Source organism: Pseudomonas weihenstephanensis, assembly GCF_016812185.1.
Lineage (GTDB): Bacteria > Pseudomonadota > Gammaproteobacteria > Pseudomonadales > Pseudomonadaceae > Aquipseudomonas > Aquipseudomonas weihenstephanensis.
On record NZ_JAAEBV010000005.1, the window covers coordinates 112,451 to 126,897 of the forward strand.

12 protein-coding genes are annotated in these 14,447 nt (G+C 57.6%); 3 read left to right on the forward strand and 9 right to left on the reverse strand.

Annotated features, from left to right (window positions below):
• Positions 1 to 26: 26 nt before the first annotated feature.
• The 5 genes from GYN01_RS16585 to GYN01_RS16605 form a co-directional block, all read right to left on the reverse strand.
• The gene (locus GYN01_RS16585) at positions 27 to 1,556 is read right to left on the reverse strand and encodes a DHA2 family efflux MFS transporter permease subunit (RefSeq protein ID WP_203307478.1); all 1,530 of its coding nucleotides are present in this window, start codon (positions 1,554 to 1,556) and stop codon (positions 27 to 29) included.
• Between the two features lie 63 nt (positions 1,557 to 1,619).
• A complete protein-coding gene (locus GYN01_RS16590) occupies positions 1,620 to 2,825 on the reverse strand; it encodes an HlyD/EmrA/EmrK family protein (protein ID WP_048363588.1) in 1,206 nt (401 codons plus the stop codon).
• Between the two features lie 15 nt (positions 2,826 to 2,840).
• Positions 2,841 to 4,310 carry an efflux transporter outer membrane subunit gene (locus tag GYN01_RS16595; RefSeq protein ID WP_203307479.1) on the reverse strand — a complete coding sequence of 490 codons (1,470 nt, stop codon included), beginning with the start codon at positions 4,308 to 4,310 and terminating at the stop codon, positions 2,841 to 2,843.
• Positions 4,307 to 4,780, reverse strand: coding sequence for a MarR family winged helix-turn-helix transcriptional regulator (locus GYN01_RS16600; RefSeq protein ID WP_048399760.1), 474 nt, complete (start codon positions 4,778 to 4,780; stop codon positions 4,307 to 4,309). Before GYN01_RS16600 ends, GYN01_RS16595 begins: the two co-directional genes overlap by 4 nt.
• 192 nt (positions 4,781 to 4,972) lie before the next feature.
• Complete coding sequence (locus tag GYN01_RS16605; protein WP_048363585.1) at positions 4,973 to 5,581, reverse strand: MiaE family protein; 609 nt, start codon at positions 5,579 to 5,581, stop codon at positions 4,973 to 4,975.
• A gap of 211 nt (positions 5,582 to 5,792) precedes the next feature.
• On the opposite strand from GYN01_RS16605, the gene GYN01_RS16610 reads away from it, so the two are divergent.
• Positions 5,793 to 6,656, forward strand: a complete 864-nt coding sequence (locus tag GYN01_RS16610; RefSeq protein ID WP_048363584.1) for a universal stress protein — start codon at positions 5,793 to 5,795, stop codon at positions 6,654 to 6,656.
• Between the two features lie 7 nt (positions 6,657 to 6,663).
• On the opposite strand, the gene GYN01_RS16615 is transcribed toward GYN01_RS16610, so the two are convergent.
• Complete coding sequence (locus GYN01_RS16615) at positions 6,664 to 7,134, reverse strand: DUF1289 domain-containing protein (RefSeq protein WP_048363583.1); 471 nt, start codon at positions 7,132 to 7,134, stop codon at positions 6,664 to 6,666.
• 406 nt (positions 7,135 to 7,540) lie between these two features.
• Here GYN01_RS16615 and acnB point away from each other — a divergent pair, with 406 nt between their 5' ends.
• Positions 7,541 to 10,141 carry a bifunctional aconitate hydratase 2/2-methylisocitrate dehydratase gene (gene acnB / locus GYN01_RS16620; protein WP_048399782.1) on the forward strand — a complete coding sequence of 867 codons (2,601 nt, stop codon included), beginning with the start codon at positions 7,541 to 7,543 and terminating at the stop codon, positions 10,139 to 10,141.
• Between the two features lie 72 nt (positions 10,142 to 10,213).
• Here the strand turns inward: acnB and GYN01_RS16625 are convergent, their stop codons facing one another.
• Both GYN01_RS16625 and GYN01_RS16630 read right to left on the reverse strand, forming a co-directional pair.
• Positions 10,214 to 11,284, reverse strand: coding sequence for an AI-2E family transporter (locus tag GYN01_RS16625; RefSeq protein ID WP_048363581.1), 1,071 nt, complete (start codon positions 11,282 to 11,284; stop codon positions 10,214 to 10,216).
• 32 nt (positions 11,285 to 11,316) lie between these two features.
• A complete protein-coding gene (locus GYN01_RS16630) occupies positions 11,317 to 11,556 on the reverse strand; it encodes a sulfurtransferase TusA family protein (RefSeq protein WP_048399785.1) in 240 nt (79 codons plus the stop codon).
• Between the two features lie 125 nt (positions 11,557 to 11,681).
• Between GYN01_RS16630 and GYN01_RS16635 the strand changes: the two genes are divergently transcribed.
• Positions 11,682 to 13,112, forward strand: a complete 1,431-nt coding sequence (locus tag GYN01_RS16635; protein WP_048363579.1) for a M48 family metalloprotease — start codon at positions 11,682 to 11,684, stop codon at positions 13,110 to 13,112.
• Between the two features lie 51 nt (positions 13,113 to 13,163).
• On the opposite strand, the gene nadA is transcribed toward GYN01_RS16635, so the two are convergent.
• Positions 13,164 to 14,222, reverse strand: a complete 1,059-nt coding sequence (gene nadA, locus GYN01_RS16640) for a quinolinate synthase NadA (RefSeq protein ID WP_048363578.1) — start codon at positions 14,220 to 14,222, stop codon at positions 13,164 to 13,166.
• Positions 14,223 to 14,447: the final 225 nt, after the last annotated feature.

The window sequence follows — 14,447 nt, forward strand, 5'->3', positions numbered from 1 at the left end:
CCTGCGGGCGGGTGACAAACGATTCATCAATGCCCGCTTGCCGCCGGACCCGCCTTCGCTGCGAACGGTGGCTTGGCCAGCCACACGATCAGAATCAACCCCATAAACAGCCAGCCCATCATCGTGAAGTAGTCCACGGTAGAGAACATGTACGCCTGGCTTGTCAGGATTTGGTCCATCTGCGCATAAGCCTTGGTGCTTGCACCGCCCAGATTTTCCAGCGCATGCCGGGTAACAGGGTCATAGGTGCTCATGCTTTCACTCATGTAGGCATGATGCTGATCGGCCCGACGAATCCAGATCCACGTGGTCAGCGATGCGGCAAAGCTGCCGCCCAACGTACGCAGGAAGGTGGCCAGCCCTGCCCCGTCCGCGATCTGCTGCGGCGGTAAGTCCGACATCAAAATGCTCAGGGTCGGCATAAAAAACAGTGCGACACCAATCCCCATAAACAACTGCACCATCGCAATGTGCTGGAAGTCCACCTCATGGGTGAACTCGGCGCGCATAAAGCAGCTCAAGCCAATGGCTAAAAAGGCCAGACCGGCCAGCAGTCGCAAATCAAACTTGTGCGCGTACTTGCCCACGAACGGCGACATTAATACCGGCAAGATACCAATCGGCGCCACCGCCAAACCGGCCCAGGTGGCGGTGTAGCCCATCTGCGTTTGCAACCATTGCGGCAAGATCAGGTTGATGCCGAAGAAACCGGCATAGCCCAACACCAGCACAAGGGTGCCGATTCGAAAATTGCGATGAGCGAACAGGCGCAGATTGACGATCGGGTGCTTGTCAGTCATTTCCCAAATCACAAACGCCGCGAGCGCAACCACCGACAGCGCCGTGCCCAAGAGGATGAAGTTGGATTCGAACCAGTCCAGGTCATTGCCTTTATCCAGCACAATTTGCAGCGCGCCCACCCCAATGATCAGGGTGATCAACCCCACGTAATCCATAGGCTGACGGGTGATCACCACCGGCCGCGCCTTCAATTGCTGGCGAACGACCATCACCGCAAAGATGCCAATCGGGATGTTAATAAAGAAGATCCACGGCCAACTGTAACTGTCGGTGATCCAGCCGCCCAAAATCGGCCCCGCAATGGGCGCGACCACCGTGACCATGGCCAGCAATGCCAGTGCCATCCCCCGTTTCGCGGGTGGGTACACCGCGATAAGCAGGGTTTGCGTCATCGGATACAAAGGCCCGGCAACCAACCCTTGAAGCACCCGAAAGCCCACCAGCTCAGGCATTGAGGTGGAGATGCCGCATAAAAAGGAGGCCAGCACGAACAAAATCGTGGCCCACAGAAACAGCTTCACCTCGCCAAAGCGTCGGCTTAACCAGCCGGTCAGCGGCAAGGCAATCGCATTACTGACAGCAAAAGATGTAATCACCCACGTGCCCTGCTCCGAACTCACGCCCAGGTTGCCGGAGATGGTCGGCAAGGCGACGTTGGCAATGGTGGTGTCGAGCACTTGCATAAAGGTCGCCAGCGACAGGCCAATGGTGGCGAACAGCAAGCTTGGCGGGGTAAATGACGCGTTTGTACTCATCGCAAATCCTTTAAAACAGGCGGCGCAGCCCCGCCAGTGCGACGGGGCTTATGGATTGGCGAATCAACGCGTAGCGGCAGAGTTGCCCGAGGCGGCACTGTTGCTGTCGATCAGGCGCGCAATCAGCGCCTCGGCATCCGCCAGTTGCTTGTCGTACACATTGGTGGTGAAGGTGGCTTTTTGCGGCGGCTGTTGCGCCAGCACCGGGCCACTTTGGTCACGCAGGTTCACGTCCACTACCGTCGACAACCCCACTCGTAATGGATGTTGTGCCAACTGATCGGCATTGATATGAATGCGTACCGGCACCCGCTGGACGATTTTGATCCAGTTACCCGTCGCGTTTTGCGCAGGCAACAGCGCGAACGCGCTGCCCGTACCGGCGCCAATGCTGTCGATGGAACCGCTGTATTTCACATCGCTGCCATAAATGTCCGACTCGATCTCAACCGGCTGACCGATGCGCATATTGTGCAGTTGGGTTTCCTTGAAGTTGGCGTCGATCCACAGCTGGTTCAGGGGAATCACCGCCATTAGCGCAGTGCCCGGCTGAACTCGCTGCCCCAGTTGCACAGTGCGTTTGGCCACATAGCCCGTGACGGGCGCAATCAACGTGGTGCGGGCGTGCTCCAGGTACGCTTGGCGCAACTGCGCGGCAGCGGCCAGAACGTCCGGGTGATTGGCGACCGCAGTGTTATCCACCAAAGCCGTGGTGGTATTAAGTTGTTGCTCGGCGTGACGCAGCGCACTTTGTGCGGACGCTAGATCGTCCCGCGCATGAGACAGCTCTTCCTGAGAAATCGCCCCGCCTGCCGCCAGACTCTTACGGCGACTGTAGTTGTCTTGCGCTTTCTGCACGTCAGATTTTTGTGCCGCCACTTGAGCCTTCATGCCGTCCACATCGCTGAACAGGCCACGGACCTGACGCACCGTGCGCGCCAAGTTAGCCTCGGCACTTTGCAAGCCGACTTGCGAGTCGCTCGGGTCAAAATTGAGCAACACCTGCCCTTCGTGCACCAAATCGCCATCATCGGCGCCGATGCTCACCACCGTACCGGTGACCAAAGGTGTGATTTCAACCACGTTGCCATTCACGTAAGCGTCGTCGGTACTTTCAGCCCAGCGACCATACAGCTCATGCCAGGCCCACACGCCCACTACAGCGAGCACGACCAGCAGTGCCAGACCGCCCAGCCAGAGTTTACGTTTGCGCGTATTGCCCGCGTCTTCGGTGTGTTGCGTTTCATTCGGTGTTTGCACAGTGGCCATGACGAGTACCTGAAATTATTCTGCCAGCGAGGCTTGGGAAGGAACGGCCAGCGCCGTGTGGGCGGGCTCAAAGCCGCCGCCCAGGGCCTGCATCAATTGAATTGAGAGGTCGATCTGTTGTGCATTCACGTCTGCCAACTGACGCTGGGCCTCAAGCAATTGCTGCTCAATACTCAGCACCTCCAGATAGTTGCCGACACCCGAGCCGTAACGCTGCAACACCGTGTCGTACGAGTCCTGTGCAATCTCGGTTGCCCGCTGCTGTGCGGTGATTTGTTGACCTGTAGCGCGCAACTGCCCAAGGGTGTCGCTGACATCGCCGAGCGCCCCCACCAACATTTTGTTGTACTGCGCGACCGCCAGATCGTAGTTCGCATCTTCGGCATCCAGCCCGGCTCGCAAACGCCCGCCGTCAAAAATGGGCAGCGATACCGCCGGTGCAATGTTGAAGAAACGACTGGCTGGACCGAACAGTGCATCCCCCAGTAATGACTGGGTGCCGGCAGCGGCCGTCAAGTTGAGGTTGGGATAAAAGCGGGTCTTGGCCGCCGCGATATGTTTATTGGCTGCTTCGACCCGCCAGCGGGCCGCCACCAAGTCCGGACGACGACCGAGCAAGTCCGCAGGCAAAATGCTTGGCAGCGCCACCGCGTTGGGGGTTAACACCGCGGGCCGCGCAATCTCAGCGCCACGGTCAGGCCCTTTGCCCAACAGCACGGCCAGCGCAATACGCGCAGAGCTGAGCTGCTTTTGGGCGTTGATCAGCTGCTCTTCAGCGCTGGCCTCCAGGCTTTCGGTTTGCTGATACTGGTAGTGGCTGTCAATACCCGAATCCAGACGACGCTGGCTCAGCTCAAGCATTTTACGGGTGCGTTCAAGATCATCTTTGGACAGATCACGCACACTGAACGCATGCCCTAAATGGCTGTAGGCGCGGGCCACATCACTGGCCAGGGTCAGGCGTGCGGCCTGAGCATCCACTTCAGCTGCGCGCGCCTCGCCCACTGCCGCTTCCCACGCATCACGCTGGCCGCCCCACAGATCGAAGGTGTAATTGAAGGTCAGATTGATGTCGCGCTCTGTGCTGTAACGTCCGCCTTGCCCGCCGGGGTCTTGCGAGCGCGAGAGTCGCGAGCGCGTGACATCAGCACCGGCATCCAGCGTTGGCATGCGCTGCGCATTAGCGGCACTGGCAGCCGCGGCCGCCTGGTGAGTGCGCGCACTGGCCACCTGCATGTCCGGGCTATCGCGCAGGGCTTCTTGAATCAGGCCGTCTAATTGCGCATCGCCTAATCGCTTCCACCAGTCCTTTTCAGGCCAGGCGGCCGGGGTGATGCGGGCGCCACTGAGCGTTTGCCCCGCCTTCAGATGATGGGCTTGAAGGCTAACGCCGTCGGTCGCAAGCCCCTGATAATTGGCGCAACCGGCCAGTACCATCGACGCAAATACCAGACCTAAGCCTGTACGCAAGGTTGTGTCGCTCATTTTCCACCTAAGCGCTGGACCGTGATCGCGTCACCGGCAGCCAGCAGTATTTTTTTCAGGATCTGTTCAAGTTGTTCCAGTTCTTGCGCAGTAATGGCGCCCGCCAACTGATTCATGGCGTTGGCCCCAATTTCTGGCAACTGGTCGGCCAGGGCCTGGCCGTCAACGGTCAGCACGAGCCGTACTTGACGCCTGTCGGCCTCGGAGCGTTGGCGCATCAGCAGGTTTTTTTGCTCGAGACGATCCAGCATGCGGGTCATCGATCCACTGTCCACAGACAGGTGGCGACACAGCTCCGCCGGGGTGTCAACGTCAAACTGCGCCATGATGATCAGCACTTTGAACTGCGCCGCGGTGATGCCGTAAGGCTCCATGTGGCGATCAATGATGCGGTCTTTAAGCAACGCGGCTCGCCCCAGGAGCAAACCCAGGGTGCAATGTTGAAAGTTATCGGGATTGAAGTGCTTCATCAGGCCACCAGGAAGCTGCCTAGGCAGTAATGTTTCGAAATATTACTGTCTAGGCAGCTAATGTCAAGAATATAAATAGCTGGCTACCTATTTATAGTTGCAGGCACGCCGACGCCGAGGCCAGATGGCCTCGTCATTCAGGAACACAATGGGTCTTGACCTAAAACGTGAAGCTCATGGCGCAAGCGGTTTTTATGCCTGCGCAGGAACGCCGCTGTGGAAACGAAACTCGACATCCGGGGTTTCGATCAGCGCTTGCTCTGCCGCTCTGACCCGCTCGATCACCAAGGCGATGTCTTTGGCATCGCCGTATTGATAAGCCAACTTCAAGTAACCCTGAAAATGCCGGGCCTCACTTTTGAGCAAACCGAAGTAAAACTTGCCCAGCTCTTCATCTAAATGCGGCACGAGTGCTTCAAAACGCTCGCAACTGCGGGCCTCGATAAATGCCCCTACCACCAGCGTATCCACCAGCTTCACAGGTTCGTGATTGCGCACCACTTTACGCAAACCCGAGGCGTAACGCCCTGCCGACAGTTGGCGCAGTTCGATCTTGCGCTTTTTCATCAACCGCATGACCTGCTCGTGATGCACCAGCTCTTCACGTGCCAGGCGCGACATCATATTGATCAGATCAACATGCGAGTGGTACTTGGCAATCAGGCTCAACGCGGTACTGGCCGCTTTGAATTCGCAATTTTTGTGGTCGATCAGCAAGGTTTCCTGATCCGCCAATGCCGCCTTGATCCAACCATCCGGGGTGCGACAGCCGAGAAACTCATGAATTTCAGGAAGAATCACGCGCACGCTCCCGGAATAGGAGAGTTGCGCAACGGACCGGCAGTTTTCACAAGAATGGCTGACATGAGGCTCACAAGGGCTGGAGTTTCAAAAGCCGCCAATTATACGGGCCACACGCCGCAGCACCAGCCTGACAGGTTGATATGCATCAACACGCACTCAACCTGCGAGCAACTATAGTGGTTGCACTAATCTTTCATGGAGCCGGGCCATGCAAACAATCAACAAGCTGCTGGTGGTTATCGAACCTGAGTTAAAGGACAGCCTCGCACTGAAGCGCGCCAAACAGATCGCCGAAAAAACCGGGGCAACCCTGCACCTGTTGATTTGCGATAAAGAGAAAAAACACAGCTCATTGCTCAGCATGCTTGAAGTCACGCTGAAAGCTGAAGGCTTTACCGTCACCGGCGAGTGCGCCTGGCATGAGAGCAAACACCAGACCATCATCCGTACACAGCAAGACAATAATTGCGATCTGGTGATCAAGCAGCATCTTCCCGACAACCCCTTGAAAAAGCTGTTGCTCACGCCAGAAGACTGGAAGCTGCTGCGTTATTGCCCATCTCCCGTGTTACTGGCCAAAAAGGCGCAGGCCTGGGAAGGCGGGGTCGTATTGGCGGCCGTGGACGTAGGCAACGACGATGCAGATCACATGGAACTGCACAAAAGCATTGTTGACCACGGCTTCAATATCGCCAATCTCGTGAAAGGCAGCCTTCACGTAGTCAGTGCTTTTCCGGCGCCGATGCTGGCAGCGGTCGAAGCCGCGTACCCGATTGAAACCGAATATGAAGCGATTTATCGCAAGGCCTGCGAAGGCTTCCAGGCGCAATACGACATTGAAAGCAGCCGTCTGCACGTCGAAGAAGGCCCAGCCGATGTGATTATCCCGCGGATCGCCAAACAACTGGAGGCTGCCGTGACCGTGATGGGCACTGTGGCACGGACCGGTTTTTCAGGCGCCTTGATCGGTAACACCGCAGAAGTGGTCATCGACACACTGGAAAGCGACATTCTGGTGCTCAAGCCTCAAGAAATGACCCGTCATCTGGAGAAACTCGCGTCCAAAGGCTGATTGTCGGTTAGCGGCCCAGCGCATCCTTCAGAAAACTGGGGGCGATGTAACGCTGATAATGAGCTTCGGACAGCAGAAAGAATTCCCGATCAATGGCATCACGCAGCTCGGGCAAGCTCCAGTCGCGAAACTCCGGCAACAGCACCATGCCATAGGCTTGCAGCTGATTGATGACCCGCGCCCCGCGGGCAATCAGCTGATAAGCCCAACAATATTCAGACTGATGCGGCGCAAAGCGGATTTGGCGCGCCAGCATCTGAGCCCGCAGCGCGTGCGCGTCAAACACCTCGACCTTGCCCGCCATCACCTGCACCAACAATTGCTCAAGCCTTAGCCAGACAGCCTGTTTTTCAGCGTCGTTGTAACCGTTCCAGTGAATCACTTCATGATGGAAACGCTTGCAACCACGGCACACCAGGTCGCCGTAAACCGTTGAGCACAGGCCGATACAAGGGGTCTTGATGGTTTGATTGGGCATAGCGAAATAGAGCACTGCAGAGCGAAACAGGCGCCCATGTTAGCCCTTTGTCTAACGCAGATCACCCCTCAACCTTCAGGGGCTAACTTACCTTTGGCGCGTTTTTGCCGTAGAATCGGCCTGCCTTTTAAGGCGCCAATGTCCGTTAGAAGCTGTTTTCAAAGCGTCACGAGCACAGTTGATCCTGAAGAACGGTGTGGGTGATGGGTACTTGCCATGCAACTCCCCGCACCCACCAGCACCACCCCCACCGTTCCTAGGGCGTAAAACTTTGAAAACAGCTTCTGTTGGGAATCTCTGCAACTCTGGCTAAGCGGCCCAAAAAGCCCCGCAGCGCATGAGTGCCTGGCATTCCTGGATGAGCGTCCCGGACACCCATTTGGGACCAATGATGAGGGTAATAACTGTGCTTGAAGCCTACCGCAAACATATCGAAGAGCGCGCAGCACTGGGTATCGTTCCCCAGCCGCTTAACGCCGAACAAACCGCAGGCCTGGTTGAGCTGCTGAAAAACCCGCCAGCTGGCGAAGAAGAATTCCTCGTAGACCTGATCACCAACCGCATTCCACCGGGTGTGGACGAAGCCGCCTACGTAAAAGCCGGCTTCTTGGCCGCGATCGCCAAGGGCGAAGCGTCCTCCCCACTAATCAGCAAAAAACGCGCTGTTGAACTGCTTGGCACCATGCAAGGCGGCTACAACATCGTGACGCTGGTTGACCTGCTGGACGACGCTGAGCTGGCACCGGTTGCCGCTGCGCAACTCAAGCACACCCTGCTGATGTTTGACGCCTTCCACGACGTCGCTGAAAAAGCCAAAAATGGCAATGCCCACGCTAAAGCAGTGGTGCAATCCTGGGCTGACGGCGAGTGGTTCAAGAACCGTCCAACCCTGGCTGACAAAATCAGCCTGCGCGTGTTCAAGGTCACTGGCGAGACGAACACCGACGACCTGTCGCCTGCTCCGGACGCCTGGTCGCGCCCTGACATCCCGCTGCACGCCCTGGCCATGTTGAAAATGGCTCGTGAAGGTATCGTGCCGGACGTTCAAGGCTCCATCGGCCCGATGAAGCAAATCGAAGAAATGCGCAACGACGGCTTCCCGATTGCCTACGTCGGTGACGTAGTCGGTACCGGTTCGTCGCGTAAATCGGCTACCAACTCGGTGTTGTGGTTCTTCGGTGACGACGTTCCTTATGTACCGAACAAGCGTGCTGGCGGTTTCTGCTTCGGCAGCAAAATCGCTCCAATCTTCTACAACACCATGGAAGATGCGGGCGCACTGCCCATCGAATTCGATGTATCGAACATCAACATGGGCGACGTGATCGACCTGTACCCGCACGCTGGCAAAGTCTGCAAGCACGGTACCGATGAAGTCATCACCACCTTCGAAATGAAGACCCCGGTGCTGTTGGACGAAGTACGCGCTGGCGGCCGGATCCCGCTGATTATCGGCCGCGGCCTGACCGAAAAGGCACGCGCCGAATTGGGTCTGGGTCCTACCGACCTGTTCAAAAAGCCGGAAGCACCTATTGAAAGCACCAAGGGCTTCACCCTGGCGCAAAAAATGGTTGGCAAGGCCTGCGGCGTGACCGGCGTTCGCCCGGGCACTTACTGCGAACCGAAAATGACCACCGTGGGCTCTCAGGACACCACCGGTCCCATGACCCGTGACGAACTGAAAGACCTGGCGTGCCTGGGCTTCTCCGCAGATCTGGTGATGCAGTCGTTCTGCCACACTGCGGCGTATCCAAAGCCGATCGACGTGACCACCCACCACACCCTGCCTGACTTCATCATGACCCGCGGCGGCGTTTCTCTGCGTCCGGGCGACGGCATCATCCACAGCTGGTTGAACCGTATGCTGCTGCCGGACACCGTCGGCACCGGTGGCGACTCCCACACACGCTTCCCGATGGGCATTTCGTTCCCGGCAGGTTCGGGTCTGGTTGCATTCGCCGCTGCCACTGGCGTTATGCCACTGGACATGCCGGAATCGATCCTGGTGCGTTTCAAAGGCGAAATGCAGCCTGGCATCACCCTGCGTGACTTGGTTCACGCCATTCCTTACGTGGCCATCCAGAAAGGCCTGCTGACCGTCGAGAAGAAAGGCAAGATCAACGAATTCTCGGGTCGCATCCTGGAAATCGAAGGTCTGGACAACCTGAGCATCGAGCAAGCGTTCGAACTGTCCGACGCCTCGGCAGAACGTTCGGCGGCTGGCTGCACCATCAAGCTGTCCAAAGAGTCGATCACTGAATACCTGAACTCCAACATCACCCTGCTGCGCTGGATGATCGGTGAAGGTTACGGCGACGCACGTACCCTTGAACGTCGCGCTCAAGCGATGGAAGCCTGGGTAGCCGACCCGCAACTGATGGAAGCCGATGCGGACGCCGAATACGCTGAAATCATCGAAATCGATCTGGCCGACATCAATGAGCCTGTGCTCTGCGCGCCAAACGACCCGGATGACGCCCGTCTGCTGTCCAGCGTTGCTGGCGAGAAGATCGACGAAGTGTTCATCGGTTCGTGCATGACCAACATCGGCCACTTCCGCGCGGCGGGCAAGTTGCTGGACAAGGTCAAAGGTCAGCTGCCAACCCGTCTGTGGCTGTCGCCGCCGACCAAAATGGACGCTCATCAACTGACCGAAGAAGGCTACTACGGCATCTACGGCAAAGCTGGCGCACGCATGGAAATGCCGGGCTGCTCGCTGTGCATGGGTAACCAGGCACGTGTAGAGCCGAACTCGACCGTTGTATCGACCTCGACCCGTAACTTCCCCAACCGTCTGGGTGACGGTGCGAACGTTTACCTGGCTTCGGCCGAGTTGGCGTCGGTGGCTTCGATCCTGGGTCGTCTGCCTACCGTTGAGGAATACATGGCCTACGCGGCAGAGATCAACACCATGGCGGCGGACGTGTATCGCTACCTGAGCTTTGATCAGATCGCCGAATTCCGTGAAGCGGCAGCCAATGCCAACATCCCGGTTATTCAAGCGTAAGCTGATGCTGTAACGAAAAAGCCCCGACTCGTGAGAGCCGGGGCTTTTTCTTGCCTGCTAGAAAGCGGCGAACTACAACAGCGGCGCCACCACTTGCTGCTTGCGCGGCCAGGCGTCCAGCACCGCCTTGAACAACGTTGCCAGAGGGATGGCAAAAAATACGCCCCAGAAGCCCCACAGGCCGCCAAACAAAAGCACCGCGCAAATGATGGCCACCGGGTGCAGGCTCACCGCCTCGGAGAACAACAGCGGCACCAACACATTACCGTCCAGCGTCTGGATGATCCCGTATACGGCCATCAAGTAGATGAACTGGTCACTCCAGCCCCACTGAAACAGGGCAATCAGGCACACCGGCACAGTCACTACCACGGCTCCCACATAGGGGACCACCACCGAAACGCCCACCAGCAGCGCCAGCAACGCCGCGTAATTGAGGTCCATGACCACAAACGCAATGTAGGTCACGCCACCGCAGATAAAGATCTCGATCACCTTGCCGCGAATGTAATTGGCAATCTGGCGGTTCATATCGTGCGCCACACGGGTGATCAACGCCCGTTCACGCGGTAAATAGCCGCGCACCCAGCGACCGATCATGTCCCGGTCCTTGAGAAAGAAGAACACCAGAATCGGCACCAACACCAGGTAGATCATCATATTGACCAGCAATGGCAGACTGGACAGCGAAAAGGTCAATGCCAATTGCCCGAACTTGCCGATTTCGCCGCGAGCCACTTCAATGGCTTGCAGCACCTGCTCATCCGACACCAAATGCGGATACCGCTCCGGCAACAGCAGCAACAATGACTGCCACTTCGCGAGCATGCCCGGCAACTCATTGAACAGAGTGATCAGTTGATGCCACAGCAGAGGCACCACCACCACGATAAACACCAGCAGCAGCCCCATGAATAATGCGAACACCAAGCCGACCGCCGCAGCACCCGGTACGTGCATACGCTCCAGAGCCACCACCAGGCCCTGCATCAGATACGCCAACACCATGCCCGCCAGCACGGGGGCCAGCATGCCGCCCAAGGTCAGTACGGCCGTAAAGGCCAGTACCAACAACACTGCCAGCACCACGGCTTCCTCATCGGAGAAATAGCGCTGAACCCAATCACGCAACACTTTGAACATCAATATTCCTTGAAAGAAGGCAACACCAAGGCTCAGGCCTTGCGCAACCAGTAACGATAGACGCCTGCCGTATCCTCTTCGCGCAACATGGCATGCCCCGCCAAGCGCGCGAACGTACGGAAATCACGTTGCGATCCCGCATCGGTGGCAATGACTTTGAGCACCGCGCCACTGGCCAGACGGTTGAGTTCCAACTTGGCCTTGAGCAGCGGTAACGGGCAATTCATACCGCTGGTGTCGAGTTCCACATCATGCTGCGGCACTTCAGTCATTTATTGCTCCTCAGGCGACCATTGCGGGTATTTTTAGCCGGCTAGAATACCCCAAGCCGAGCCACCTCTGGTCGCCAGCCAAGTGTGCAGCTACAGTAAGCGCTTTACTGACTAGAGCTTAGTGCATGACTTTTCTGCGCCCGACCCTGTTGACGCTCGCTTGCCTGCTCGCATCACCGAGTTTCGCCGACGATTTGCCGTCGCTGGGTGATGCCAGCTCGTCCATCGTATCGCCGCAGCAGGAGTATCAACTGGGTCGCGCCTGGTTGAGCATGCTTCGTGGTCAGGTCTCGCAGCTTAACGATCCACAACTCAAAGACTACGTTGAAACCAGTGTTTACAAGTTGGTGGAGACAAGCCAGGTCCAGGATCGGCGCCTGGAATTCATTCTGATCAACAGCCCGCAGCTCAACGCCTTTGCCGCGCCTGGTGGGATTATCGGGGTCAACGGCGGACTGTTTCTCAACGCGCAGACCGAAGGCGAATACGCCTCGGTACTGGCCCACGAATTGGCCCACTTGTCGCAACGTCACTTCGCACGCGGTGTAGAAGCCCAGCAACGCATGCAAATGCCGATGATGGCCGCCTTACTCGCCGGGATTATCGTTGCCGCTGCGGGCGCAGGTGACGCAGGGATCGCCGCCATTGCCGGCACCCAGGCAGCAGCCATGCAAGAGCAGAGACGCTTTTCGCGGCAGAACGAACAAGAAGCGGACCGTATCGGCATTCTTAATCTGGAGAAAGCAGGCTACGACCCACGCTCCATGCCGACCATGTTTGAACGCCTGATGCGCCAATACCGTTTTGACGGACGTCCACCTGAGTTTTTGCTGACTCACCCAGTGACAGAATCGCGCATCGCCGACACCCGCAACCGCGCCGAGCAAGCCAAACTCGGCGGCACCGAAGACAGTCTGCGCTATCAACTGATCCGCGCCCGCGTCCAGCTCAACTATGAAGAAACCCCCGGCCTGGCCGCCAAGCGTTTTCGCGTCTTGCTCGATGAAAACCCGAAAAACGATGTCGCCCGCTATGGGTTGGCGATCGCCCAAATCAAAGGCAGCCAATTTAACGAAGCACGTGAAAATCTAAAAATACTGCTGGAAAAGTCGCCCAACGACATCACGTATAACCTGGCGCAAATTGAACTCGACACGGCCAGCAACCGGTTGGCCGAAGCCCAACAGCGTGTCGACCGGATGCGCACGCTGTATCCGGGTAACTATCCGCTCAATCAGGCGCGCGTCGACCTGCTACTCAAGCAAAACCGCCCGGGCGAGGCTGACAAAGCACTCGAAGCACTGCTCAAAAGTCGCCCCGACGACCCGGACGTGTGGTACTCGGTAGCAGAAACCCGAGGGCTGTCGGGCAACATCATCGGCTTGCACCAGGCGCGCGCTGAATACTTCGCATTGGTGGGGGATTATCGGCAAGCACTGCAACAGCTGGAGTTCGCCAAAAAACTCACCAACAACTTCCAGCTGTCATCGCGCATTGATGCCCGTCAACGCGATTTGCTCGACCAAGAAAGAGCCATCAAGGAAATGATGAACTGACAACGCCTGCCCTTCCCCACTGGGGGTGAGGGCAAGCTGTCATCGGGCCTGTCAGGCATTACCCGCCAGCTTCAAACGCGCCGCCTGTGTGAAGTCCAGCATACGTTTGAGCGGGCGGACGGCGTGGGGCACCAGCGCCGGATCAACAAAGATCTCGTTGGTGCCCTTTTGCAGGCACTCCAACGTACGCTCTAGCGTATTCATGGCCATCCACGGGCAATGCGCGCAACTGCGACACGCAGCGCCGTTGCCGGCCGTAGGGGCTTCGATGAAGACCTTGTCGGGGCACAACTGCTGCATTTTGTAAAAAATGCCGCGATCGGTGGCCACGATAAACGTCTTGTTGGGCAGGTTCTGCGCCGCTGCGATCAATTGGCTGGTCGAGCCAACAGCGTCTGCCAGGTCGATTACCGACTCAGGCGACTCCGGGTGAACCAGAATGGCCGCATCCGGGTACAGCGCTTTCATGTCTTCAAGCTGCTTGGACTTGAACTCTTCATGGACAATGCACGCACCGTCCCACAGCAACATATCGGCACCCGTCTGACGCTGGATGTAGCGCCCCAAGTGTTTGTCCGGCCCCCAGATAATTGTCTCGCCGTTATCCATCAGGCTTTCGACAATTTCCAGCGCACAGCTTGAGGTGACGACCCAATCCGCGCGCGCCTTAACAGCGGCCGACGTGTTGGCATACACCACCACCGTGCGCTCAGGGTGCTTGTCGCAAAACGCTGAAAAAGCCTCCACCGGGCAGCCTAAGTCCAGCGAGCAGGTCGCCTCGAGCGTGGGCATTAGCACGCGCTTTTCAGGGGTGAGAATTTTTGCGGTCTCACCCATAAAGCGCACACCGGCGACCAGCACGGTTTTAGCTGGATGTGCAGCGCCGAATCGAGCCATTTCAAGGGAGTCGGAAACACAGCCACCCGTCTCTTCTGCCAGCGCCTGAATCACAGGGTCGCAATAGAAATGGGCAACCAGCACCGCATCTTGAGCCTTGAGTTCGGCAGCAATTGCTGCACGCAACGTCGCTTCTTCTGCCTGGGTCAAGGCTTTGGGTTGCTTGGCGTCAAGGTGAGCTTGAATCAGAAAACGTTCAGAGATGTGCGTCATGTTCGCAAGACCTGCAAGCGCTTATGCGCGAAAGTCGAGTGTACCACCGGCTCCGGACCGTCAAGTCCCGCCGGGAGAATGTGTGTTATCAGGCACGGGCAAGCTATTCAGCGCGCCAAGGCTACAGAATATGCTTGAGATTCAAAAGTTTAATGTTTCAGGCAAGACGCCAGATAGCGATTTCATGGATTACCAACCCCGCAGCCTGTCAGTGACGGGCTGCGG